Consider the following 23353-nt stretch of genomic DNA (forward strand, 5'->3'; position numbering starts at 1 on the left):
GTCCCCGGCCGCCGTCGCCGCTCAGCCGGCCAGGACCTTGGCCTCCCGCTCCCGGTCCAGGCCGACCACCGGCCGGTCCGGGCGCTGCGGGGCCGTGCCGCCGATGGACCGCAGCCAGGCCCAAGTGTCCGCGACCGTCTCCGCCACCGGCCGGCAGCGCAGCCCGGCGGCCACCGCCTTGGCCACGTCGGAGCCGTGCATGGCCTCGTGCAGCTCGCCCGGCGGCGTCCAGACCGGCAGGTCGCTCCACGGCTCGATGCCGGCCGCCAGGATCGCCCCGGGCTCGGTCCAGCGCAGCTCGGCGTCCGAGCCGGTGGCCCGGACGCAGGCCTCCAGCAGCCCGCCCATGGTGGCGTGCCCCTGCGGACTGACCAGGTCGTACGCGCCGCCGAGACCGGCCGCCAGGGCGTCGAGGGTCCAGACCGCGACGTCGCGGGCGTCGATGTACTGGATCGCGAGCTCGCGCGGGCCCGGGGCGAGCACGGGGCCGCCGCGGGCGATCCGGCCCAGCCACCAGGGCAGCCGGCCGATGTTCTCGTACGGGCCGATGATCAGCCCTGCGCGGGCGAGCAGGGCCCGGTCCCCGAGGGCGTCCAGCAGGGCCAGCTCGGCGCCCCGCTTGGCCTGCGGGTACGGCACCTCGCCTGCGTCCGGCGAGCCCTCGACCACCGGCGCGCTCTCGTCCGCCCCGGCCGGGGTCGGGTACGTGTACACCGACCGGCTGGACACGTACGCGTAGCGGCCGATCCGGCCGGCCAGCAGGCGGGCGCTGTCGCGCACCGCCGCGGGGGCGCCGGACCAGGTGTCCACGACGGCGTCCCACTCCCCCTCGGCCAGCGCGGCCAGGCCGCCCTCGGCCGTGCGGTCCCCGTGCAGGGCGCGTACGCCCTCCGGGGGCTCATGCGTCCCCCGGTGGAAGACCGTCACCTCCCATCCCCGGGCCAGCGCCTCCTCCGTGACGGCGCGACCGACGAATTCCGTTCCACCCAGCAGTAGAAGCCTCATGCCGACCACCCTGCACAGAGGGTGGCCGGCATGGGAACAGGCGAACGCTCAGAGCAGAATCGCCCACAGCGGAATGCCCGGTGGCGGATCAGGCGGCGGAGCGGTGGTCCGGGTCGTGGACCTCGCCGACCAGCTCCTCCACCACGTCCTCCAGCGTGACGACACCGAGCGTGCGGCCGTCCTGGTCGAGCACGGCGGCCAGGTGGCAGGCGGCCCGGCGCATCGCGCCGAGCGCGTCGTCCAGCAGGAGCGTGCCGCGCAGCACCGTGATCGGCCGCCAGAGGCGCGCCGGGACGGGAGCCGACTGGTCCTCGACGTCCAGGATGTCCTTGAGGTGCAGGTAGCCGAGGTAGCCCTGCCCGGCCGGGTCGCCGTCGGTGACCGGGAACCGTGAGAAGCCGGTGCGCAGCGCCAGTTCCTCGACCTGCGCGGCGGTCACCTTGGTATCCACGGTGACCAGCTGCTCGGGCTTGAGCAGGACGTCGGTGACCGGGCGGCGGCCCATCTCCAGGGCGTCCTCCAGGCGTTCCTGGCGGTCCTCGTCGAGCAGGCCGGCGTCCCGGGAGTCGAGCAGCAGGTACATCAGCTGCTCGGTGGTGAAGACCGACTCCACCTCGTCCTTGGCCTCGACCTTGAACAGCTTCAGCACGCCGTTGGCGAAGGCGTTCAGGAAGCGGATCACCGGCGTGAGCCAGCGGGCGAGCCGGTCCAGCGGCGGGCCGAGCCAGAGCGCGGCCTTCTCCGGGCCGGCCAGCGCCATGTTCTTCGGCACCATCTCGCCCATCACCATGTGGAGGTAGACCACCACGGCCAGCGAGATGCCGTACGACAGCGGGTGCATCAGGCCGGACGGGATCCCGATCGCGTGGAACGGGCCCTCCAGCAGGTGGGCGATGGTCGGCTCGGCGAGGGCACCGAGGCCCAGCGAGCAGACGGTGATGCCGAGCTGGGCGGCGGCGAGCATCGCGGAGACGTTGGAGAGCGCGTGCAGCACGGTGCGGGCGCGCCTGTTGCCGGCCTCGGCGAGCGGTTCGATCTGGCTGCGCCGGACCGAGATGACGGCGAACTCGGCGCCGACGAAGAACGCGTTGCCGAGCAGCAGCAGGACGGCGACGGCCAGTTGGAGCGCGGTCATCGGGTCCCGTCCTCGTCGTCGCCGAACTGGTGGTGGCCGCCGGTGCGTTCGACCCGCACCCGGCTGGTGCGGTGGCGGTCCACGGCCTCGACGGTGAACCGCCAGCCGGGCAGCTCGGCCTGCTCGCCCGGGACGGGCAGGCGGCCGAGCAGGTCGGAGACCAGGCCGGCCAGCGTCTCGTACGGGCCGTCGGGGGCGTGCAGGCCGATGGCCTCCAGCTGGTCGATCCGGGCCCGGCCGTCGGCGGCCCAGACGGGCTGCCCGCCGACCGGCGGCAGCGGGACCAGCTCGGGGGTGTCGGCCGGGTCGTGCTCGTCCTGCACCTCGCCGACGATCTCCTCGACGATGTCCTCGACGGTGACCACGCCGGCGGTGCCGCCGTACTCGTCCACCACGATGGCCATCGGCTGGAGCCGGCGCAGCTGGTCGAGCAGCCGCTCGGCCGGGAGCGTCTCGGGCACCAGCAGCGGCGGCACGGCGAGCTCGCCGACGCGCACCAGGCCGCGGCGGGCGGCCGGGACGGCGAGGGCGTCCTTGAGCGTGACGGTGCCGGTGACCTCGTCCAGGCTGTCCGTGTAGACCGGGAAGCGGGAGAGGCCGGTGGCCCGGGTGAGGTTGAGCACGTCGGCGGCGCTGGCGTCGCGCTGGAGGGCGGCGACGTCCACGCGCGGGGTCATGACCGACTCGGCGGTCAGCTCGCCCAGGCCGAGCGTGCGCACGAACAGGGTGGCCGACTCCTCGTCTATCGCACCGGCCTTGGCCGAGTGCCGGGCCAGCGAGACGAGCTCGGCCGGGGTCCGGGCGTGGCCCAGCTCCTCCTGCGGCTCGATCCCGAAGGCGCGGACGGTGCGGTCCGCGGAGCCGTTCAGGAAGCTGATCAGCGGGCGGCATGCGCGGGAGAAGGCCATGTGCGGGGCGGCCACCGCGCGGGCCACCTGGAGCGGCCGGGAGATCGCCCAGTTCTTCGGAACGAGCTCGCCGATCACCATCTGCACCACGGTGGCCATCATCATGCCGATGACGACGGCGGCGGCGCGGGCGGCGCCGTCGGACAGGCCGATACCGGTGAACACGGGCTTCAGCAGGACGGAGAGCGCCGGCTCGGCGAGCATGCCGACCACCAGCGAGGTGACGGTGATGCCGAGCTGGGCGCCGGAGAGCTCGAAGGAGAGGTGGCGCTGGGCCCTGGCGACCCGGCCGGCCGGTGCGTCGCCGGCCTCGGCGGCACGCTCGACGGCCCCGCGCTCGACGGTCACGAAGGCGAACTCGGCGGCCACGAAGAGGCCGTTGGCGAGGATGAGCAGAAGTGCCGCGAACAGCAGCAGCCAGGCGGTGATCACAGTGCCGCCTGCCTTCCGGTGGTCGGAAGTGGGGCGGCGTGGGTACTACCGGACGGATCGTCCATGGACGGGGGGTGTCACTCCTCTGGTCGTCGGAAGCAGGGCCAGGGGACCGCCGGCGGTGCGCTTTGCCCTGCTTTTACCAGCGTAGACGATACCCGTACGGCTGTCGGATCCGTGTTCGGACAGGCGGCCCACGGCTTCGTGCGGCCGGCCGGGCCTTCTACGGCGCCGGGACCCTCAGTGGCCGTGCCATCGGCGGCCGGGCCCTCGGCGGCCGGCCGGTCAGCGGCCGTGGTGATCGACCAGGTCGCGCAGCGCGCGGGCGTCCGCGATCGCCTGCGCCTTGCCGACGCCGGACTGGATGCCGACCACCGCGAGCGAGGTGCCGTCGGCGAGGTCGAGCGTCGCCCACGGGTCGCCCTGACGGAAGTTGACCCGGACGATCTCGGCCCAGCCCAGCCGGCGACGCCGGACGAAGTTCACCACGGTGACGCCCTCGGCGTCCGCGCTCACCCGCGGGCGGGCCAGCATCAGGCCGGCGGCGGCGAAGAAGACCCCGCTGAGCACCATCATGATCCGGTCGTTGAGCTGCCAGCTCGCCGGGAGCGCGACCGCGATCACGGCGAACAGGACGACCAGCAGCGCGCAGACCGGCAGCAGCACGGCCCGGGTACGGCGCGGTGCCCAGGTGACGGGGAGCTCGGCGGGGGTGGACACGTGGGGTCTCCGGGGGGTCGTTCTGGGGAGGTCCGGCCTGGGGAAGGCCGGCGGAAGGGGTGCGGACGCCGGCCGGCGTCCCCACCCCATTGAACCGGTACCCGACTCCGCGCCGGTGACCGCCCCCGGGGGCCGGAGGCGGCGGGCGGTCAGAGGCGGCAGGCGTGGATGTTGGTGACCAGGATCGCGCGGGCGCCGATGCCCCACAGGTCGTCCATGATCCGCTGGGCCTCCTTGCGGAGCACCATCGAGCGGACCGCGACCCAGCCCTCGGTGTGCAGCGGCGAGACGGTCGGCGATTCCAGGCCCGGGGTCAGCGCGACGGCCGCGCCGACGTTCTCGGCGCGGATGTCGTAGTCCATCAGCACGTAGCGGCGGGCCACCAGCACGCCCTGCAGGCGGCGCAGGAACTGGTCGACGCCGGCGTCCTCGCCCGCGCCCTTGGGGCGGATGACCACGGCGTCGGAGACCAGGATCGGCTCCCCGAACACCTCCAGGCCGGCGTTGCGCAGGCTGGTGCCGGTCTCCACCACGTCGGCGATCACGTCGGCGACGCCCAGCTGCACCGCGGTCTCCACCGCGCCGTCCAGCTTGGTCACGGTCGCCTTGACCCCGTGGTCGGCGAGGTGCTGCTCGACCAGGCCGGTGTAGGAGGTGGCGATCCGCAGCCCCTCCAGGCCCTGCACGTCCTTGACGTCCACGCCCTCCGGGCGGGCGAAGCGGAAGGTGGAGCCGCCGAAGCCGAGCGCCAGCACCTCCTCCGCGTTGGAGTGCGAGTCCAGCAGCAGGTCGCGGCCGGTGATGCCGACGTCCAGGCGGCCGGAGCCGACGTACACCGCGATGTCGCGCGGGCGCAGGAAGAAGAACTCGACCTGGTTGTCCGGGTCGACGAGGACGAGCTCCTTCGGGTCCTTGCGCTGGCGGTAGCCGGCCTCATGGAGCATCTCCGCCGCCGGACCCGAGAGCGAACCCTTGTTGGGGAGGGCGATGCGCAGCATGGAGGTCGGTTCCTTACCTGTTTCGGTGGGGTGGTGCGGTTTCTCTGGACCGGTGACTAGAGGTACTTGTAGACGTCGTCGAGCGTCAGCCCGCGGGCGACCATCATCACCTGAAGGTGGTAGAGGAGCTGGGAGATCTCCTCGGCGGTCTGCTCGTCCGACTGGAACTCGGCGGCCATCCAGACCTCGGCGGCCTCCTCGACGACCTTCTTGCCGATCGCATGGACGCCCTGCTGGACGAGCTGCGCGGTACGGGAGGACGAGGGGTCGCCGGTGGCGGCCTTCTGCTGGAGCTCGGTGAAGAGCTCCTCGAATGTCTTCGAAGCCATGATGGACTCACCTTACGGCGTGCGGGCTTACAGGCGGTAAACGGTCCCGGACCGTGGACAGTCCAATGGACATCCACGGTCCGGGGTCCCGAACGCGGGTTCGCGGGGAGCGCGCGCGGGGTCGGTTCAGAGCGCGCGCAGGGCGGCGGCGGTGGCCACGGCGGCGGTGACGGCCTCGTGTCCCTTGTCCTCCGCGGAGCCCGGCAGGCCCGCACGGTCCACGGCCTGCTGCTCGTTGTCGCAGGTCAGGACACCGAAGCCGACCGGAACGCCGGTGTCCACGCTGACCTGCGTGAGGCCGGTGGCGGCCGCCTGGCAGACGTAGTCGAAGTGCGGGGTGCCGCCGCGGATGACCACGCCGAGGGCGACCACGGCGTCGTAGCCGCGCTCGGCGAGCCGCTTGGCGGCGACCGGCAGCTCGAAGGTGCCGGGGACGCGCAGCACCGTCGGCTCGGCGATGCCCAGCTCCTTGAGCGCGCGGTGCGCGCCGTCCAGGAGGCCGTTCATCACCTGCTCGTGCCACTGGGCGGCGATCACGGCGACCTTGAGGTCGGCGGCGTTGTCGATGGTCAGCTCGGGGGCGCCGTGGCCGCTCATGGGCTGGTCCTCTTTCGGGGTGCGGGGTCGGTCGGGAGGTGGTTCGGGTTCAGGAGCCGAGGCCGGGCAGGTCGTGGCCCATCCGGTCGCGCTTGGTGCGCAGGTAGCGCAGGTTGTGCTCGCCCGCCGGGGTCTCGACCGGCTCGCGGCCCTTGACCTTGAGGCCGTGCTCGGTGAGCGCGGCGAGCTTCTCCGGGTTGTTGGTCAGCAGGGTGAGCGAGCGCACCCCGAGGTCCCCGAGCATCTGCGCGCCGATGCTGTAGTCGCGGGCGTCGGCGGGCAGGCCGAGGTCCAGGTTGGCGTCGACGGTGTCGCGGCCCTGCTCCTGCAGCTCGTAGGCGCGCAGCTTGTGGGCCAGGCCGATGCCCCGGCCCTCGTGGCCGCGCAGGTAGAGGACGACACCGCGGCCGGCCTCGGCGACCTTCCGGAGCGACGCCTCCAGCTGCGGCCCGCAGTCGCAGCGCAGCGAGCCGAACACGTCGCCGGTCAGGCACTCGGAGTGGACCCGCACCAGCACGTCCTCGCCGTCCGGCAGCCGGCCGTCGGCGTCCAGGCCGCCCGCGACCAGGGCGAGGTGCTCGATCCCGTCGATGCTGCCCTGGTAGCCGACCGCGGTGAACTCCCCGTACGCAGTGGGCAGCGCGGTGACGGCGGCCCGGTCCACGTGCAGCTCGGTGCGGCGGCGGTAGGCGATCAGGTCCTCGATCGAGATGATCGCCAGGCCGTGCTCACGGGCGAAGGCGACCAGCTCGGGCAGCCGCGCCATGGTGCCGTCGTCGTTGACCACCTCGGCGATGGCACCGGCCGGCGCCAGCCCGGCCAGGCGGGCCAGGTCGACGGCGGCCTCGGTGTGGCCGGGGCGGACCAGCACACCGCCCTCGACGGCCCGCAGCGGGAAGACGTGCCCGGGGCGGGTCAGGTCGGCCGGCTCGGTGCCGGCCGAGGAGAGCAGCCGGACGGTACGGGCGCGGTCGGCGGCCGAGATGCCGGTGTCGACCCCGTCGCGGGCGTCGACCGAGACGGCGTAGGCGGTGCCCTTGCGGTCCTCGTTGACCTGGGTCATCGGGGGCAGCTTGAGCCGGTCCAGCTCGTCGGCGGTCATCGGCACGCAGATCACGCCGGAGCTGTAACGGATGGTGAAGGCCATCAGCTCGGGGGTGGCCGCGGAAGCGGCGAAGACGATGTCGCCCTCGTTCTCGCGGTCCTCGTCGTCGACCACGATCACGGCGCGGCCGAGCGCGATGTCGGCGACGGCCCGCTCGACCGGGTCGAGCACGAGGTCTTCGGCCACGAGGCCTTCGGTGGCGCGGTCGGTGCTCATGCGGAGGCTCCCTGGAGGACGGTGGCGGACGAGGTGCGGGGCTCACGGGTGCTCAGCCACCAGGAGCGCAGGCCGAGCAGCACCAGAACGAAGTAGATCGAGTAGGTGAGGCCGGAGAAGGAGTAGCCGCTGTTGAAGGCGAGCGGGACGCCGACGACGTCGACGGCGATCCAGGCGAACCAGAACTCCACCCAGCCGCGGGCCTGGGCGACCATCGCCGCCAGCGTGCCCACGAAGATGTAGGCGTCCGACCAAGGGCTCCAGGACAGGCTGGGGTTGGCCAGGAACAGCCAGGCCAGAGCACCCGTGCCGAGCGCGGTGCCGGCCACCAGGGCGGCCCGCTCCGGCCAGCTCGCGAACCGGACGGCGATCCCACCGGTGCCGCGCCGGCCGCGCTGCCACTGCGTCCAGCCCCAGGCGGCCGTGGCGACGACGATCAGCTGCTTGCCGATCAGGCCGGGCACATGGCCGTTCAGGTACGCCGTGATCAGCACGAGGCCGGAGAGCAGCTGCACCGGCCAGCTCCACACCGAGCGGCGCCAGCCCAGCGCCAGGGCGGACAGCCCGAGCAGGTTGCCGAACATGTCGGCCCACTTCACGTGCTCACCGAAGACGGTGAACGCTTCTCCACTGAGCCAGTTCACTGGGACTCTCCGGTCGTCTCGGCGGCGATCGTGGGGGGAAGGGTGCGCGATTCGAGCAGGCGCTCCACGTACTTGGCGAGCACGTCGACCTCGAGGTTGACGCTCTCGCCGACGGTCTTGGCGCCCAGCGTGGTCAGCGCGAGGGTGGCGGGGATGAGGCTGACGGTGAAGCTGTCCCGGGCCGCCTCGACCACGGTGAGGCTGACGCCGTCCACGGTGATCGAGCCCTTCTCCACCAGGTAGCGGGAGATGCTGTCGGGCAGCGAGAAGCGCAGCACCTCCCAGCGGAGGTTGCCCTCCGCGTCGCGCTCGCCGGGCTCACGGCCCAACAGGGTGCCGGTGGCGTCGACATGACCCTGTACGAGGTGGCCGCCGAGCCGGGCACCGAGCGCCATCGCCCGCTCCAGGTTGACCCGCGAGCCGGGCTTCAACTCGCCCAGGCTGGAGCGGTGCAGCGTCTCGGCCATCACGTCGGCACTGAACTCGCCCGTCTCGGCAGCCAGTTGCTCGGGGCTGTCGACGACGGTGAGGCAGACGCCGTTGACCGCGATGGAGTCGCCGTGGCGCGCGCCCTGACAGACCACCGGGCCACGCAGGCGGATTCGCGAGGAGTCGCCGATCTCCTCGATCGACACGACCTCGCCGAGCTCTTCGATGATGCCGGTGAACACCCGGGTTCTCCTCGCGCTTGGGGCGCGGACTCCGGGGCGGCATGGGAGAGGACACGGACGGGCACGGGCGCACGAGCCCCGGGGCACGACCCGTCGCCGGGGTGCCGCAGAACCGCCGGGAGAGAGCTCTCCCGTCGCACACCTTCCCGAGGTCCACCGGGGGACCACGGGCACTGCTCTTCGTCCGCCGCGCACGCCTCCCATCCGGACTTTAACCGTCGGTCCAGGAATTTCACCTGGTCAACCGGCCGCTGGCTGCGGACGGGTCGCGGACTGTAACCGCCGGTTCGGATTTTCACCGACCCCGGAGTGCGCTGAACGTCACTGCTACTACTGACGTCATTGTGCCATGATCCGCGCGAAGCGAGGGAGAGACTTCCGCTGTGGTCTGTTTCACGTACGGCGCGGGAATGCGCCGGGCGCGCGGGCGACGGATTCCGGCCGCCCGGCGCGGGGCCGCCGTCGCCCGCCAGGGCTCCGGCGGCATCACCGTCAAGGCCCCGGCGGAGCATCACCGTCAGGGCTCCAGCAGCGTCACCTCGGCGTGGTGGCGACGCTGCTGCGCGGCGTCCCAGTCCCCCGTGCAGTAGACGGAGAGGCGCTCGATCGCGCCGTCCCGGACGTCGGCGCGCAGCAGTTCGCGGCAGTACTGGCGCTCGCCGTCCTGCTCCCAGCTCTCCTCGACCTCCAGCACGAACCCGGCGTCGGTCCGGTCCAGCCGGTGGCGCGGGACGCTGCCGGGCGCCGGGTGACCGTTCCGCCGAAGGGCGACCAGGCCGTCGACGCCGCGGGACTGCAGGCGCCAGGACGGGACGGTGAGGTCGCAGAACACGTCGGGGCGGAAGAGGCCGTCGGGCGGGGTGCCGGTCTCCAGGAAGGCGATCAGGAGGGTCGCGAGGCGGTCGGTGGTGGCGGTGGCGGTGGGTGCGGCTGCCGTGGTCGTCATGGTGCGGCCCTCCTGGTCAGGCTTCGGCGCCGGCGGCGATGCCGGCTTCCGCGGGCGGGGCGGCGCTGGGAGCCGGGGTGGCACTGGGGGCTGCGGCGGCTTGGGCGGCTTGGGCGGCTTTGGTCGCGGCCAGGTTGCGGCCGACCACGGCCATGGTGTGCTCCAGCGCCTCGGTGGGGCTGAACTCGATCAGCTCCGTCCCGGCGAAGATCAGCGGGAGGTGGCCTGGGGCGCCGTAGTAGGCGTCGCCCGCGCGGTAGACCTCGTCGTGGTCGGCATAGCGGAACACCACTTTGCCGGTCACCACGACGCCCCAGTGCGGGCTCTGGCAACGGTCCTGCGGGAGGCCGGCGAAGAGCGGGCCCGGGTCCACGTCCGCCTTGTGGGTCTCGAACCCGACGGTGTAGCCGCCGAGTTCGGCGTAGCGGCCCTCGATGACCGGTTCGTCCAGCGCGAGCTCGGCCTCGGCCTTGGAGATGCGGGGCATGGCGTCCTCCTCGGGTGGTCCGCCCGCGGGGCGGCTCGTCCGTGGGCGGCTCGTCCGTGGGCGGTTCGTCTCTGAGGAGGAGGCGTGAGGAACGGGCGCACGATGTGAGGCGGGTCGTCGTCAGGTCTGCCAGTGGACGGGCTGCTCCGGCTCGTACACGCAGAGTGTGCCGGTGCGGACGGCGTTGGCCAGGTGACGGCCGAGGGCGGGGTGGGCGCGCGAGACGCGGTCGATGGCGGCGCGGATCCTGGCGGTCACGGCCGTCCGGGCCCGTTCGGCGGCCGAGCCGGTGCGGCGCACGCGCCCGCCCAGTCCGTAGGCCACGGAGAGCTGGCCGACGAGCGCGTCCCGTTCGACGGCGATCCGGGCGGAGCGCTCGGCGTCCCCCGCGGCGTCGGCCTCGGCGGCCTCCTCGTCCAGTTCGCCCAGTCGGCGGCGGTAGGCGGCGCGAGCGGTGGCGTCGATCAACTCGCCGGTGTCGGTGGGGTGGTGGAGGCCGAGCGCGGCCTCCACCACCTCGTCCGCCACGGCGGCGGGCGTGGGGGTCGCCAGGTCCAGGGCCGGGACGGGCGTGCCAGGGCGGGAGAGCAGAGTGGCCAGGTCGTGCAGGCCCTTGCTGTCGGGGAGCCGCACCTCCTCCCCCGCGTACCGGAGCTGCCAGAACTCGCCCTGGCGGAGGAAGAGCCGGCCGTCCTCGGCGGGCGGTCGGCGGGTGCCCGCCTCCCGGTCGATCCGGTCGGCCAGGCGGGGTGCGCCGAGCGCGCGGGCGGTGGCCAGCGCCCGGGTGAAGTGCTCGCGGGCGCTGGCGGGTTCGCCGAGCACGGTGGCCAGCAGGCCGAGGTGCCGGTGCACCGGACCACGGACGGCGGCCGCGATGCCCTCGACCGCGAGCAGGTCGCGACAGGGGTACAGGGCGTCGTAGAGCTCGCGGGCGAGCGGCTGCAGTTCGGCCTCGGCGGTCGTCCCGCCGACGAGCGCGAGCGCCTCCGCGGCCTGGGCCATCATCGGCAGCCACTCGCTGTCCACCGGGGCGGACGCCAACAGCGGTGCCACGGCCGCGAGTCGGCGCCCCGCATCGGCACGGTCGCCGAGCTGGGCGGCGATGAGCGCCCTGGTCACCCGGGGCCAGACGCCCGGCAGGCTGTCCAGCGGGGGTGGTCCGGCGAGCAGCCGGCCCAGCTCGTCGGACGCGCCCGACTCCGCACAGAGGCACCAGCGTTGCGTCGCGCCGAGGACGGCGGCGTTGGCGCTGCCGGCCCGCCCGCCGAGCTCCGCCGTCTCCGCGAGGGCGGCACGGCAGTCGGCGTACCGGCCCTCCAGCAGGGCCCGCATGCCCCGCCAGAGCGGCACGTACCACGTGTAGAGCGGTCGGCCCAGCGCCCGGGCGCCCGCTTCGTACGCCTGGATCTCGGCGTACGCCTCGGCGGCCTCCCCGCGCTCCAGCAGGGCGACCAGGCGCAGGCGCCGGCCGAGCAGCTCCAGCTCCCGGTCCGGCTCCGGCAGCCCCCGCGCGAGGTCCACGATCTCCCCGGCCCAGGCCCGCCGTTCGTCGCAGTGCGCGGGCCCGGAGCGGGCGTCGCAGAGCGCGGAGAGCGCGTACGCCAGTACGGCGTCGTCCCCGCTCCCCCGCGCCACACGGACCGCCTCCTCGGCCAGCGCGAGCCGGTCCCGCTCCGGCTCGACCAGCGCGTCGGCGACGGAGAGCCGCGCGGTCACGGCGGCGAGCAGGGCGGCGTGCGGGGACGGGGTGGGGTGGGGGTCGTCGGATGCGCTCGTGCCGCCGGGCGGCGCGGGGGCGGGCGGTCCGGGGGCAGGTGAGGCAGCCAGGAGGCGGGTGCGGGCCTCGCCGAGAAGGTCGATCTGCGGGCGGTCGAGGAGGTCCACCTCGAAGCCCGCGGGGCCGGAGCCGAGACCGAGGGCGGCGCGGGCCAGGAGGTCCGGGCGGCCGGCGCGGCGGGCGGGAGCGGCGGCGGCGAGGAATGCCTCGCGGCTCTCCTCCCGCCGGCCGGCGCCGAGGCGCGCGGTGCCGAGGCCGAGCAGGAGCGCGGCTCGGCGGGAGTCGTCCGCGCCCGCCACCTCCCCGAGCGCCGTCAGGGCCCGTTCGTACCACTGGGCCGCGTCCTCGAAGGCCAGCAGAACGGCTGCCCGGTCGGCCGCCCGTCCGGCGAACTCCGCTGCGGCAGCAGCCTGTTCGGGCCCGGCCTGGAGGAGGTGGCGGGCGGCCTCGGCCGGGCCGGTGTCGCGGCCGCGGTCGGCGAGGGCGGCCAGTACCGCGCCCGCGCGACCGTGCAGGGCGGCGCGTTCGGCCGGGCCGAGCGCCTCGTGGACGGCCTCCCGCATCAGCTCGTGCCGGAACCCGCCCACACCCGGCTCGTCCAGCGTCAGCAGGCCCTCCGCTGCCGCGGCGGCGAGCAGCGACCTGAGCGCGCCGAGTGGTACGGCGGCGAGTTCGGCGAGCACGTCCAGGCCGAAGCGGGTGCCGAGCACCGAGGCCGCGCCGAGGACCCGCGCACACTCGTCCGGCAGTCCGTCCAGTCGCGCCGCGACCGCCGCGCGGACGGTGGCGGGCAGCGGCTCCGGCCGTCCGGCGCCGCCGTGGCGCAGCAGTTCGGTGACGAAGAAGGCGTCGCCGCCGGTCCGGTCCAGCAGCTCCTGGACGGCCGCCGGTCCGGTGCGTCCGCCGGACGCGGCGGCGAGCAGCGCCCGGACGTCCGGCTCGGTGAGCGGGCCGACCGGAAGCGTCCGGCCGGCCCGCAGGAGCGCGGCCCGGGCGGCGGTGCGCCCGGGCCAGGCGGCGCCGTCGTCGCGGGCGGTGGCGAGCAGCAGGGTGGGCGCGGTGCGCAGCGCGGCGGCGAGTTCGGTCAGCAGGCGCAGGGAGGAGACGTCGGCCTCGTGGACGTCGTCGAGGACGAGCAGCAGCGGGCGGGAGGCCGCGCCGGTGCGGAGCAGTTCGGCGAGGTCGCCGCCGAGGCGCTGCCGGGCCGCCTCCGGGTCGGCGGTGCGCGGACCGGCGGCAGCCGCACCGGCGGGCGCGACGGAGGGGGCCGGCCCGCCAGAGACCAGGGCGCGCAGCCCGGGCGAGGCCCCGACCAGCCGCCCGCAGGCGGGGTCGGCGACGGCGAGCTCGCGCGCGGCCTGCGACCAGGGGCCCAGCGCCCCGGAGCCCGCGCGGCCGCCGGACTGCGGCGGGCACCACAGCCAGAGCACCCGGCACCCGTCGGCCCGGCGTACCGCCTCCTCGGCCGCCCTGGTCTTGCCCGCGCCGGCCGCGCCGGTCAGCACCGTCAGGCCGCCCCGGCCGGCACGCGCGTCGGCGACCGCCGCCGCCAGCTCGGCCAGCAGGTCGGCGCGGCCGACGAAGGGAAGCACGGGCATCGGGCCGTCCTCTCACCGGGGCGGGGGAGGTGCAGGGGTGGCTCCGTTCCGAGCGTAGGCCGCCGGGCCGACGCCTTGCCCGGTGGCGGGCCCGGCTGCGGCGGGCGCACGCTGGTGGTAGGCGGCCGGCGACGGCCGGCCGGGAACTCCCGGAGGTGCGAGAGCGATGGCCAAGTTCATGGACGTCCACCACGGCATGGCGGGTATCACCGAGGAACAGCTGCGGATGGCCCACCGGGCCGACCTGGCGATCGAGGGCGACGAGGGCGTGCACTTCGAGCAGGCGTGGGCCGACCCGGAGTCGGGCACCGTCTACTGCCTCTCCGAGGCGCCGTCCAAGGAGGCCGTGCAACGCATCCACGAGCGCAGCGGGCACCCGGCGGACGAGATCCATCCGGTGCCGCTGATGGTCTGAACGCCGTCGGCCCGCGCCTCGTCCGGCCGGCACCCTGACGGTCCGGCGGTCCGGGTCGGACGGTCCGCCGCTCTGCCCTGGACGGTCCGGCGGTCCCGGGTCGACGGCCCGCCGGTCCGCGTGGGCGCGCGTCAGACCGGCCGGACGGCCGGGACCGGCGTGAAATGGGTGACCTCGGGCGGGTGCACCAGGTAGCGCAGCTCGCCCTCCGACCAGACCGGCCGGATCCGCCACATCGGCCCCGCGTACCCGCGCAGGGCCTCCTCGTCGCGCCACCGGCTCACCACCAGCACCCGGTGGCCGTCCTCGGTCACCGACCGCAGCAGCTCGCCGCCCAGGCAGCCGTCCGTCTGCCCGAGCTGCGGGATCACCTGTGATGTCAGCAGGGCGCAGAACTCTTCGATGTGCCCGGCCATGACCTGCCCGGCCCAGATCCTCACGATCACGGCCACCACCTCCCTGAGGCACTCCGCACCAGGCTGCGGGCCGATGGAAACACCACAATTATCCGCCGCGGCGCCGTTCCGGCACCTGTCCCTTTTCCGGCGTCCGGTCGGTGCTCTCGCGGCACCCGCGCGGAGGGTGCCCGACCAGTCCCGATCAGCCCCCGGACGGGGCGGACGGGGCTTCCGGACAGGGCTTCCGGACGGTCGAGGGGGCTCCGCTAGATTTCCGGTATGACCAGCACACCGGAGACTGTCGTTCCGTCAACCACCGGGCCGGGCGGGCCCGCCCCGCAGGGCGCGCAGGGGGGCCTGTTCGAGGCGCTCCGCGCGGATGCCGTGAAGGACGCGGCGGACCTGCGGGAGATCTACGAGCAGCCGAGCGACCATGCGCGGCGCAAGCAGGTGGACCGGATCCACGAGGTGGCCCGGCAGCTGATCGCCTGCTCGTCACTGGTCTTCGTGGCCAGCGCGGACGCGGCCGGGCGGTGCGACGTGTCGCCGCGCGGCGGGCCGGCCGGGCTGGTCTCCGTCCTGGACGAGCACACGCTGGCGATTCCGGACGCCACCGGCAACAAGCGGCTGGACACCCTGCACAACATCATCGAGACCGGGCAGGTCGGGCTGATCTTCGTGGTGCCCGGCCGGGACACCACGCTGCGGGTCAACGGGCGGGCCTGCGTCTCCACCGATCCGCGGCTGCTGGAACAGCTGACGGCGGTCGGCAAGCCGCCGCGCAGTGCGATCGTGGTGGCGGTCGAGGAGGTCTACGCGCACTGCCCGAAGGCGCTCCTTCGCGGTTCGGCGTGGAAGCCGGAGAACTGGCTCGCCAAGGACGCGCAGCCCACCTCGGCGGCGGTCACCCTCTCCCACCTGCGGGACCCCTCGCTGACGATCGAGATGATCGAGCAGAACGAGCGGGAGGCGCTGCTGTACCGCTACGAGTAGCCGGGCGGCCGGCGCACAGCGGTCGAGCGGAGGCTTGCAGAGACGCGGAGCCGCAGACTCGCAGAGCCGCAGAGCCGCAGACGAATGGGCGCGCCGACGTCCAGGCGGCAGACGTGCGAGGAGACCGTCCCGGATGCTCGGCCGGGGCCGGTCTCCTCGCTTCCGCCTCCCCCGCACCTGCCCGCGCGGTGGGCGGCCTCCGCCCGTGGGCGGCCGGCGTCAGGCAGCCGCGGCCTTGGGAACGTCCACCATGTTCGCGCCGACGGCCGCCCGCTGGACGGCCTCGACGCCCTTGTGCGCGGCCTCCTTGGTCGCGTAGCCCTGGCCGGTCGCGACGATCTCGCCGTTGCCCGCCTTGAGCCGGAAGCGGTACTTGCCGCCGGCGTCCTCGTAGACCTCGAACTTGCCCGCCATCCGGGCCACCTCCTCAGCCGGGCGCGCGGCGCGCCCTCCTGCATCGCGCGCCCGCCCGGGGGCCCGCCGCACCTGATCGGCGGCCGGACGGGTGAAGCCCCGCCGTGGGGGGGTCGCGGGCGTGCCGGGGCGGCGGGTGGTCGCTTGAATGGACGGATGGACTGCGTCTTCTGTGCGGTGGTGGCGGGCGAGGAGCCCGCGCACCGGGTGCTGGACGACGAGGCGGCGGTGGCCTTCCTGGACCGGCGGCCGCTCTTCCCCGGCCATGTGCTGGTCGTTCCGCGCGCCCACCACCGCACGCTGGCGGACCTGCCGACGGCGGAGGTGGGCCCGTTCTTCCTGCAGGTGCAACGGGTGGCGGCCGCCGTGGAGCGCGGGCTCGGGGCGGCGGGCAGCTTCGTCGCGGCGAACAACCGGATCAGCCAGTCGGTGCCGCACCTGCACGTCCACGTGGTGCCGCGCAATCCGAAGGACGGGCTGCGCGGCTTCTTCTGGCCGCGCGGGAAGTACCCGGACGAGGCGGGCGCGGCGGAGGTCGCCGAGCGGCTGCGCGCCGCGCTCGCCCCGTCCTGACGTTCGCCGGCCGGGCGGCTCAGCCCACCCGGACGTTGTCGAGCACCCAGTACCAGTTGTTGCTGCCGGTGTACCGGAACCGCAGCCGCAGCCGGCTCGCACCGGCCGGGACGGCCAGGGCCAGTGTCTGCCGGCCGTTGGTCTCCGCGCTGTAGCTCTTGACGACGACCGGCGTCCCGCCGTCCCAGACCGCCAGCACCTGGGCGGTCTGGCTGCCCTCCTGCTGGTAGTAGGTCGTGAACGAGACCGGGACGCTGCTCAGCCCGGCCACCGGGTACTCCGGGCTGACGAGGGTGGAGTCGTAGCCGCCCTTGAACGCCTTGTCGGCCCACTCGTCGGAGTCGGCGACGGCGAAGACGTTGCGGGAGCGGACGTTCAGCTCGCGGTACTGGTCACGCTGGGTCTTGGTCCAGAACTCGTCGGTGGTGAACGCCCAGCCGCGCCACTCGGTGACGCCGCCCGTGCCCATCGCGGAGTTGTCGACCGACCAGCCGCTCGGCGGGGTGTGGGTGAAGCCGATGGTCCCGGCCGCGATGCCCGTCTCGTCCACCGGCCCGGTGAGCTGCGGGCGAAGCGCGTCGAAGGCGTCCGGGACGAGGCCGGCGACCGGGCTGCCGTCGAGGTTCCAGGCCGGGTCGATCGCGAGCCCGAGATGGGCGATGGCCGTGGGCGCGATGTCGACCACCCGGACGTCGTAGCGGACCGAACCGGCCGGGAGGCCACCGCCGTTGGCGATCACGAAGGTCTGCCGCTCGCTCCAGGTGGAGCCGCCGTGACCGCCCGCGTCGGTGTGACCGTGATCGGCGGTGACCATGATCAGCCAGTCCTCCTGCGCATACGTGGCGCGCCCCCGGACGGCGGCGACGATCTGGCCGACCTGGCCGTCCACCCCGTGGATCGCGTCCAGGTACGCCTGGCCGGCGGCGCCGCTGGCGTGACCGGCGTGGTCCACGTTGTCGAGCTGGACGAAGACGGCGTCCGGGTTGCCGTCGCGCAGCTCGGCGACCGCGCGGGAGGTGGTGCCGGTGTCGTACTCGGCGGACGGCGTGGCGACGCGGGTGTCGACCTTGCCGGAGTAGACGGTGTCGGCGATCGGCGCCCAGGAGGCGACGACGTACGTGGAGAGCGCGGGGGCGGCGGCCTCGATCCGGGTGAGGAAGTCGGGGTAGGCCGCGAAGGCGGGGGCGGTGAAGTTGTTGTCCCTGACGTTGTGCTTGTCCGGCCAGACGCCGGTGGCGATGGTGGACCAGCCGGGACCGGAGGCGGTGGCGGCCATCGGGTTGGCGTAGAGACTGCTCGCGGCGGTGAGGCCGCCGGCCATCAGGGCGTCCAGGTTGGGTGCGTCGGCGTCCTTGATGCGGTTGAGCATGGCGCCGTCCAGGCCGATGACCATGACCTTCGGGGTTCGGGTGGCGGCGGCGGACCCGGTGGTGGATCCGGCGGCGGCGGTCCCGGTGGCGGCGCCTGCGGTGGCGGCCGCGGCGGTTCGGGCGAGCGGGCCGGTCGCGAGGAGGGTGGCGGCGGCGCCGAGGAACAGGCTGCGGCGGGGGATTCCGGTGGTCACGTCGTCTCCTGATGCTGCGTCACGGAGCGGAAGGGGGCGGTGACCACGGTCGGACCGACGGGTGGACGGGGGTCGCCGGGGTTTCGTCCCGGGCGTGAACAACGCCGGAATTCGGTCCAGACCCGTTATCGTTCAGTTATCAAGTGGGCGGCTCGGGAGGCGCCGTCAGAGCCCGGGCCACCGAGCCCGGGAGCGGTCTGGTGATCGGCCCTGGGGTCAGCCCTGGGGTCAGCCCTGGGGTCAGCCGCATCCGGGGCGACCCCAGGTCCGGGGTCGCCTCCGGGGTCGTCCGCGTCCGGGGTCGGCGGGCGCGCCGGCGGTCAGTCGGCTTCGAGGCGGGTGGTGAAGCTGAACCGGTCGCCGCGGTACAGCGATCGCACCCGCTCCAGCGGCACGCCGGCCGCGTCCCTGGTGAGCCGGTGCAGCAGCAGCATCGGCAGGGCGGGTGGCGTCCCGATCAGCAGTGCCTCGCGCGGCGAGGCGAGCACCGTCTCGATCCGCTCGTCGGCCGCGCCGAACTCGATGCCCGCCTTCTCCTTCAGGTAGACGTAGAACGACGAGCCGGGGTCGAACTCCCGGTCCAGCCCCGGGACCCGCGCCACCGCCAGATAGGTGCTCTCCAGACCGACCCGCTCGCCGTCCGCGAGCAGCACCCGCTCCAGATGCCAGACCTGCTCCCCCACCCCGATGTCCAACTGCCCGGCCAGCAGCGGATCGGCGGCGAACCGTTCCAGCCCGATCAGGCTGCGGCCCGGCACCCGCCCCTGGCGGCGGACGCCCTCGGTGTAGCTGGCCAGCGACAGCGGCTGCTCCAGCTTGGGACCGGCCACCACGGTGCTGCGGCCGCGCCGCCGGACCCGCCCCTGGATCAGCAGGTCGCGCAGCGCCTGCCGGAGGGTCTCGCGGGCCACCTCGAAGCGGGCGGCGAGGTCGCGCTCGGTCGGCAGCACGCCGTCCTCGCCGAGCTCGTCGAGCAGCGCCTCCAACTGGCCCTTGACGGCGTAGTACTTGGGCACCCGGCCGTGCTCGGGGATGCCCGCACGGATCGGCGCGCCGAGGCCGGGCAGGGGGGTCGCGGGCCCGGGGTTCTCGTCCATCCGGCCATCCTCGCAGACTCGGGCGGGCGTCCGACCGAGGCCGAACCGGCGGATGCGCCGCGTTCGGACCAGGGGTGCGCCGGGGTCGCCCCGGGGGCGCCGTGGGGGTTGCACGGGGGCTTCCCGGGGGTCACCCGGGAGGCCCGGCTGGGGTCCGTGGGGGTCCGCGGAGGGGTCCACGGGGGGCCGATCCCGGACATCGCGCGGGCCGATCCCGGCCCAATCCGCGGCCAACCCCTTGACAGGTATAGACCATTCCGCTTGAGTCTCGGTCAGCCCCGCACCCGGCCCGCACCCCGGTCGGCCCGTCTCCCCACGACGCGCCCCCGCGCGGGGCACCGAGGCCCCCGGCACCACCGTCCCTGTCCCACCGATGTGCGGCCCCCACCGCACAAGGGGTGATCACGTGTCAACGAAACGCCTGCTCGCGCTGCTCTCCGCCATGGTCACGGCACTCGCGCTCGCGCTGCTGCTGCCCGCCGCCAGCGCCAGCGCCGCCGCCTGCGCCGCCCCCTGGAACGCGGCCACCGCCTACACGGGCGGCGCCGCCGTCTCCTACAACGGCCACAACTGGTCCGCCAAGTGGTGGACCCAGAACGAGACCCCCAGCACCGCCGGCACCGGCGTCTGGGCCGACCAGGGCGCCTGTGGCAGCGGCCCGACCGACCCGACGCCCACCCCGACCTCGGGAAGCTGCGTCTACCCGGACTGGGCCGCCGGGCGCACGTACACCACCGGGAGCATCGTCCGCTACACCAACGGCGGGCTCTACCGGGCCACCCACGACAACCCGGGGTACGACCCGGTGATCAGCACCTGGTACTGGGAGCCGTACAGCTGCGGTCCGACGCCGACGCCCACCGGCACTCCGACCACGACCCCGAACCCCGGCGGATTCCCGGTCAGCCAGGCGCAGTTCGACCAGATGTTCCCGAACCGGAACTCCTTCTACACCTACCAGGGCCTGCTCGACGCACTCGGCGCCTACCCCGGCTTCGCCAACACCGGCAGCGACACCGTCCGCAGGCAGGAGGCCGCCGCCTTCCTCGCCAACGTGAACCACGAGACCGGCGGCCTGGTCTACGTGGTCGAGCAGAACACCGCCAACTACCCGCACTACTGCGACACCTCGCAGCCGTACGGGTGCCCGGCCGGACAGGCCGCGTACTACGGGCGCGGTCCGATCCAGCTGAGCTGGAACTTCAACTACAAGGCGGCCGGCGACGCCCTCGGCATCGACCTGCTGCACAACCCCGGCCTGGTGCAGACCGACCCGGCCGTGGCCTGGAAGACCGCGCTCTGGTACTGGAACACCCAGACCGGCCCCGGCACCATGACCCCGCACAACGCCATGGTCAACGGGTACGGCTTCGGCGAGACCATCCGCAGCATCAACGGCTCCCTGGAGTGCAACGGCGGCAACCCCGCGCAGGTGCAGAGCCGGATCAACGCCTACCAGGACTTCACCCGGATCCTCGGCACCGTCCCCGGTACGAATCTGAGCTGCTGACGCTCCGACAGCCATCTGCCCTGTCATGCGCCGGTACGCCCCTGCTTCTCCCCGATACCTCACGGGGAGTAGCGGGGGCGTACCTCAGGTGGAGGACCGGCGGGGGTGCGGAATCATCGTCACGGCGGACGACGACTGGGTGGTGGCGGCCTAGGCTCGCAGCCATGAACGACCTTGGCAGCCTTGTCCAGCAGACCGCCGACCGGCTCGCCGGCCAGCAAGTCGGCGCCGTGGTCGCCGGCCTGGCCGGCGGCGCGGTGGAGATCCGCGGCGCCGGAAGCACCTCCGCCGGCCCGGGCGGCAGCGTGCCCGGGGCACAGACACTGTTCGAAATCGGCTCGGTCACCAAGGTGTTCACCTCGCTCGCCCTGGCCCGGCTGGTGCTCGCGGGCTCGGCCACGCTCGACGAACCACTGGCCCACGTCCTGGCGGACGCGCTGCCGCCCGGGGTCACCGTGCCCACCAAGGGCAGCACTCCGATCACCCTGCAACACCTGGCCACCCACAGCTCCGGGCTGCCGCGACTCCCCGCGGGGATGCTGCTGCGGGCCCTCGTCACCCCCAACAAACCTGACCCGTACCGCCATTGCACCACCGACACCCTGCTGTCCGGGCTCGCCCGCACCAGACTGCGCGCGGTGCCCGGCCGGAGCTTCCGCTACTCCAACCTCGGCGCAGGCCTGCTCGGCCTGGCCCTCGCCCACCGGGCCGGCACCGGCTACGAGGAGCTGGTCACCCGGGAGATCTGCGAGCCGCTCGGGCTCGCCGACACGGTGATCACCGTCGACGAGGAGCGCACCGGCCGCCTCGCCCACGGTCACACGCCGGGCCGGCGCCCCGTCCCCGACTGGCACCTGGCCGACCTCGCGGGCGCCGGCGGACTCCGCTCGACCGCCGCCGACCTCGCGACACTCCTGCAGGCGCAGCTTGCCTCCGCCGCCCCTTCCGCCACCACCCCCGCCGCGGCACCCGAGGCCTCATCGCCGGCACCCGCCATCGCGCTCACCCGGGAGGTCAAGCACCACGTCAACCCCTTCGCCTGGATGCACCTCGGCTGGCTCGCGCACCGGCTCCACCCCCGGCAGGGCGGCCACCTCCAGATCTGGCACAACGGCGAGACGGGCGGCTTCCGCTCCTTCGTCGCCTTCGACCCCGAGAAGCAGGTCGGCGTCATAACCCTGGCCAACACCCGCCGTTCGGTCGACCCGGCCGGGGTGTCCCTACTGCGCAGCCTGCAGAACGGCCACGCGACGGGCGGTGGCGGGGCGTAGGCGCGGGGCCGGGCGTAGACGCGGGCCGGGCACAAGCGCGGGGGACGCAGGGCACACCGTAGGGGCGCAGACGGGGGCGGGGGGGGTGGCTCGCGCCGCCCCGGGGGCGCGAGCCGGGGCGGCAGCAGGCGGCGAATGACCGCACCCCGAGTGGCCCGGACCACAACTTCATAGCGTTGGAATTCCAAACTCACTAGCTCTATAGTGAGTTTGTTTTTCCAACCACCCACAGAGGAAGGCAGCCGCCATGCGTGACGCCGTGATCGTCGAAGCCGTTCGTACCCCCATCGGCAAAGGCAAGCCCGGAGGCACCCTCTCGTCCGTCCACCCGGTCGAGCTGCTCGCGCACACCCTCCAGACCCTGATCGGCCGCAGCGGCGTCGACCCGGCGCTGGTCGACGACGTGATCGGCGGCTGCGTCGACCAGGTCGGCGAGCAGGCCATGAACACCACCCGGTACGCCTGGCTGGCCGCCGGCCTGCCGGACTCCGTCCCGGCGACCACGGTCGACCGGCAGTGCGGCTCCTCCCAGCAGGCCGTCCACTTCGCCGCACAGGGCGTGATCGCGGGCGCGTACGACATGGTGGTGGCGTGCGGGATCGAGTCGATGAGCCGCGTGCCGATGTGGTCCAACGTGCCGCCGGGAGCGGACCCGTTCAGCGCCGCGATCGCCGCCCGCTACCCCGGCGGGCTGATCCCGCAGGGCGTCAGCGCGGAGCTGATCGCCGCCAAGTGGTCCGTCTCCCGCGAAGCGATGGACGCGTTCGCCGCCGGTTCGCACGCCAAGGCCGCGCACGCCCACGCCGCCGGCCTGTTCGAGGCGGAGCTGGCACCGGTGACCACCCCCGCCGGAGTCGTCGCCATGGACGAGTCGGTCCGCCCCAGCACCACGCCGGCGATCCTGGCCGGCCTCCGCCCGTCCTTCGCCGACCCCGGTTTCGCCGAGCGGTACCCGCAGATCGACTGGTCGGTGACCGCCGGCAACAGCAGCCCGATCAACGACGGCGCCTCGGCCGTCCTGATCACCAGCAGCGAGACGGCGGCGCGGCTCGGCCTGCGCCCGTTGGCCCGGCTGCACTCCTTCGCGGTGACCGGTTCGGACCCATTGCTGATGCTCACCGGCGTCATACCCGCCACCGAGAAGGTGCTCGGCCGGGCCGGGCTGTCGCTGGCGGACATCGACCTGTTCGAGGTGAACGAGGCGTTCGCCAGCGTCGTGCTGGCCTGGCTCCAGGAGACCGGCGCCGACCCGGCGAAGGTGAACGTCAACGGCGGCGCGATCGCGCTCGGCCACCCGCTCGGCGCCAGCGGCACCCGGCTGATGACCACCCTGGTGCACGCGATGCGCGAGCGCGGGGCGCGGTTCGCACTGCAGACCATGTGCGAGGCGGGCGGCCTGGCCAACGCCACCATCCTGGAGGCGCTGGACTGACACCGGCCGCCCGGCCGCACCCGGGAGGCCACCCCCGGCCCGCTCCCACCGCGTCTGCGCGCCCGCGCCGCCGCCCCGACCGGCGCGAGCACGCGGTGGGGGCGGGCCGGTGCACGTG

At 74.1% G+C, this 23353-nt stretch carries 23 protein-coding genes and 1 riboswitch; of the genes, 6 read left to right on the forward strand and 17 right to left on the reverse strand.

What is annotated here, in order from left to right:
• Nucleotides 1-21: 21 nt before the first annotated feature.
• The 13 genes from ACZ5WK_RS01190 to ACZ5WK_RS01250 all read right to left on the reverse strand — a co-directional run bounded on the left by ACZ5WK_RS01190 (nucleotide 22) and on the right by ACZ5WK_RS01250 (nucleotide 13568).
• The gene (locus tag ACZ5WK_RS01190) at nucleotides 22-1005 is read right to left on the reverse strand and encodes an NAD-dependent epimerase/dehydratase family protein (RefSeq protein WP_465543712.1); all 984 of its coding nucleotides are present in this window, start codon (nucleotides 1003-1005) and stop codon (nucleotides 22-24) included.
• A gap of 88 nt (nucleotides 1006-1093) precedes the next feature.
• A complete protein-coding gene (locus ACZ5WK_RS01195; RefSeq protein WP_465543714.1) occupies nucleotides 1094-2140 on the reverse strand; it encodes a hemolysin family protein in 1047 nt (348 codons plus the stop codon).
• Nucleotides 2137-3480, reverse strand: coding sequence for a hemolysin family protein (locus ACZ5WK_RS01200; RefSeq protein WP_465543716.1), 1344 nt, complete (start codon nucleotides 3478-3480; stop codon nucleotides 2137-2139). The genes ACZ5WK_RS01195 and ACZ5WK_RS01200 overlap by 4 nt, the downstream gene beginning before the upstream one ends.
• Before the next feature lie 285 nt (nucleotides 3481-3765).
• Nucleotides 3766-4200, reverse strand: coding sequence for a PH domain-containing protein (locus ACZ5WK_RS01205; RefSeq protein ID WP_465543718.1), 435 nt, complete (start codon nucleotides 4198-4200; stop codon nucleotides 3766-3768).
• A 149-nt stretch (nucleotides 4201-4349) separates the two neighbouring features.
• On the reverse strand, nucleotides 4350-5198 hold the full coding sequence (hisG, locus tag ACZ5WK_RS01210; protein ID WP_396323907.1) for an ATP phosphoribosyltransferase: 849 nt from the start codon (nucleotides 5196-5198) through the stop codon (nucleotides 4350-4352).
• A gap of 56 nt (nucleotides 5199-5254) precedes the next feature.
• Nucleotides 5255-5527, reverse strand: a complete 273-nt coding sequence (locus ACZ5WK_RS01215) for a phosphoribosyl-ATP diphosphatase (RefSeq protein ID WP_030306151.1) — start codon at nucleotides 5525-5527, stop codon at nucleotides 5255-5257.
• 126 nt (nucleotides 5528-5653) lie between these two features.
• Nucleotides 5654-6124: a 6,7-dimethyl-8-ribityllumazine synthase gene (gene ribH / locus ACZ5WK_RS01220; RefSeq protein ID WP_465543721.1), complete on the reverse strand. Its 471-nt coding sequence runs from the start codon at nucleotides 6122-6124 to the stop codon at nucleotides 5654-5656.
• A gap of 49 nt (nucleotides 6125-6173) precedes the next feature.
• Nucleotides 6174-7445: a bifunctional 3,4-dihydroxy-2-butanone-4-phosphate synthase/GTP cyclohydrolase II gene (locus ACZ5WK_RS01225; protein ID WP_396323905.1), complete on the reverse strand. Its 1272-nt coding sequence runs from the start codon at nucleotides 7443-7445 to the stop codon at nucleotides 6174-6176.
• Complete coding sequence (locus tag ACZ5WK_RS01230) at nucleotides 7442-8089, reverse strand: nicotinamide mononucleotide transporter family protein (protein ID WP_396323904.1); 648 nt, start codon at nucleotides 8087-8089, stop codon at nucleotides 7442-7444. The genes ACZ5WK_RS01225 and ACZ5WK_RS01230 overlap by 4 nt, the downstream gene beginning before the upstream one ends.
• Nucleotides 8086-8760 (reverse strand): riboflavin synthase, encoded by a 675-nt coding sequence (locus ACZ5WK_RS01235; protein ID WP_465543725.1) that lies wholly within the window; start codon nucleotides 8758-8760, stop codon nucleotides 8086-8088. The genes ACZ5WK_RS01230 and ACZ5WK_RS01235 overlap by 4 nt, the downstream gene beginning before the upstream one ends.
• 188 nt (nucleotides 8761-8948) lie before the next feature.
• Nucleotides 8949-9076: riboswitch (FMN riboswitch) on the reverse strand.
• A 201-nt stretch (nucleotides 9077-9277) separates the two neighbouring features.
• On the reverse strand, nucleotides 9278-9706 hold the full coding sequence (locus tag ACZ5WK_RS01240) for a hypothetical protein (RefSeq protein WP_465543727.1): 429 nt from the start codon (nucleotides 9704-9706) through the stop codon (nucleotides 9278-9280).
• Between the two features lie 16 nt (nucleotides 9707-9722).
• Nucleotides 9723-10193 carry a cupin domain-containing protein gene (locus ACZ5WK_RS01245; RefSeq protein WP_465543729.1) on the reverse strand — a complete coding sequence of 157 codons (471 nt, stop codon included), beginning with the start codon at nucleotides 10191-10193 and terminating at the stop codon, nucleotides 9723-9725.
• Between the two features lie 120 nt (nucleotides 10194-10313).
• On the reverse strand, nucleotides 10314-13568 hold the full coding sequence (locus ACZ5WK_RS01250) for an ATP-binding protein (RefSeq protein WP_465543731.1): 3255 nt from the start codon (nucleotides 13566-13568) through the stop codon (nucleotides 10314-10316).
• Between the two features lie 166 nt (nucleotides 13569-13734).
• Between ACZ5WK_RS01250 and ACZ5WK_RS01255 the strand changes: the two genes are divergently transcribed.
• A complete protein-coding gene (locus ACZ5WK_RS01255; RefSeq protein ID WP_209410486.1) occupies nucleotides 13735-13983 on the forward strand; it encodes an SCO4226 family nickel-binding protein in 249 nt (82 codons plus the stop codon).
• Between the two features lie 131 nt (nucleotides 13984-14114).
• Here the strand turns inward: ACZ5WK_RS01255 and ACZ5WK_RS01260 are convergent, their stop codons facing one another.
• The gene (locus ACZ5WK_RS01260) at nucleotides 14115-14429 is read right to left on the reverse strand and encodes an antibiotic biosynthesis monooxygenase family protein (protein ID WP_465543734.1); all 315 of its coding nucleotides are present in this window, start codon (nucleotides 14427-14429) and stop codon (nucleotides 14115-14117) included.
• 231 nt (nucleotides 14430-14660) lie between these two features.
• Here ACZ5WK_RS01260 and ACZ5WK_RS01265 point away from each other — a divergent pair, with 231 nt between their 5' ends.
• A complete protein-coding gene (locus ACZ5WK_RS01265; protein WP_465543736.1) occupies nucleotides 14661-15374 on the forward strand; it encodes an MSMEG_1061 family FMN-dependent PPOX-type flavoprotein in 714 nt (237 codons plus the stop codon).
• A 219-nt stretch (nucleotides 15375-15593) separates the two neighbouring features.
• On the opposite strand, the gene ACZ5WK_RS01270 is transcribed toward ACZ5WK_RS01265, so the two are convergent.
• Nucleotides 15594-15788, reverse strand: coding sequence for a YegP family protein (locus tag ACZ5WK_RS01270; protein ID WP_465543738.1), 195 nt, complete (start codon nucleotides 15786-15788; stop codon nucleotides 15594-15596).
• 156 nt (nucleotides 15789-15944) lie between these two features.
• On the opposite strand from ACZ5WK_RS01270, the gene ACZ5WK_RS01275 reads away from it, so the two are divergent.
• The gene (locus ACZ5WK_RS01275) at nucleotides 15945-16361 is read left to right on the forward strand and encodes an HIT family protein (RefSeq protein ID WP_465543740.1); all 417 of its coding nucleotides are present in this window, start codon (nucleotides 15945-15947) and stop codon (nucleotides 16359-16361) included.
• Nucleotides 16362-16380: 19 nt separating this feature from the next.
• Here ACZ5WK_RS01275 and ACZ5WK_RS01280 read toward each other — a convergent pair whose 3' ends face one another.
• Together ACZ5WK_RS01280 and ACZ5WK_RS01285 are read right to left on the reverse strand one after the other, a co-directional pair.
• Entirely contained in the window at nucleotides 16381-17925 is a 1545-nt protein-coding gene (locus ACZ5WK_RS01280) for an alkaline phosphatase family protein (RefSeq protein WP_465543742.1), read from the reverse strand.
• A 320-nt stretch (nucleotides 17926-18245) separates the two neighbouring features.
• Entirely contained in the window at nucleotides 18246-19022 is a 777-nt protein-coding gene (locus ACZ5WK_RS01285) for a GntR family transcriptional regulator (RefSeq protein WP_465543744.1), read from the reverse strand.
• 406 nt (nucleotides 19023-19428) lie between these two features.
• Between ACZ5WK_RS01285 and ACZ5WK_RS01290 the strand changes: the two genes are divergently transcribed.
• From ACZ5WK_RS01290 to ACZ5WK_RS01300, 3 genes are all read left to right on the forward strand, one after another.
• Complete coding sequence (locus ACZ5WK_RS01290) at nucleotides 19429-20532, forward strand: glycoside hydrolase family 19 protein (RefSeq protein WP_465543745.1); 1104 nt, start codon at nucleotides 19429-19431, stop codon at nucleotides 20530-20532.
• Nucleotides 20533-20696: 164 nt separating this feature from the next.
• Nucleotides 20697-21803: a serine hydrolase domain-containing protein gene (locus tag ACZ5WK_RS01295; protein WP_465543746.1), complete on the forward strand. Its 1107-nt coding sequence runs from the start codon at nucleotides 20697-20699 to the stop codon at nucleotides 21801-21803.
• Between the two features lie 247 nt (nucleotides 21804-22050).
• Nucleotides 22051-23235, forward strand: coding sequence for a thiolase family protein (locus ACZ5WK_RS01300; protein WP_465543748.1), 1185 nt, complete (start codon nucleotides 22051-22053; stop codon nucleotides 23233-23235).
• Nucleotides 23236-23353: the final 118 nt, after the last annotated feature.

The organism is Kitasatospora sp. NPDC032757 (genome assembly GCF_055579305.1).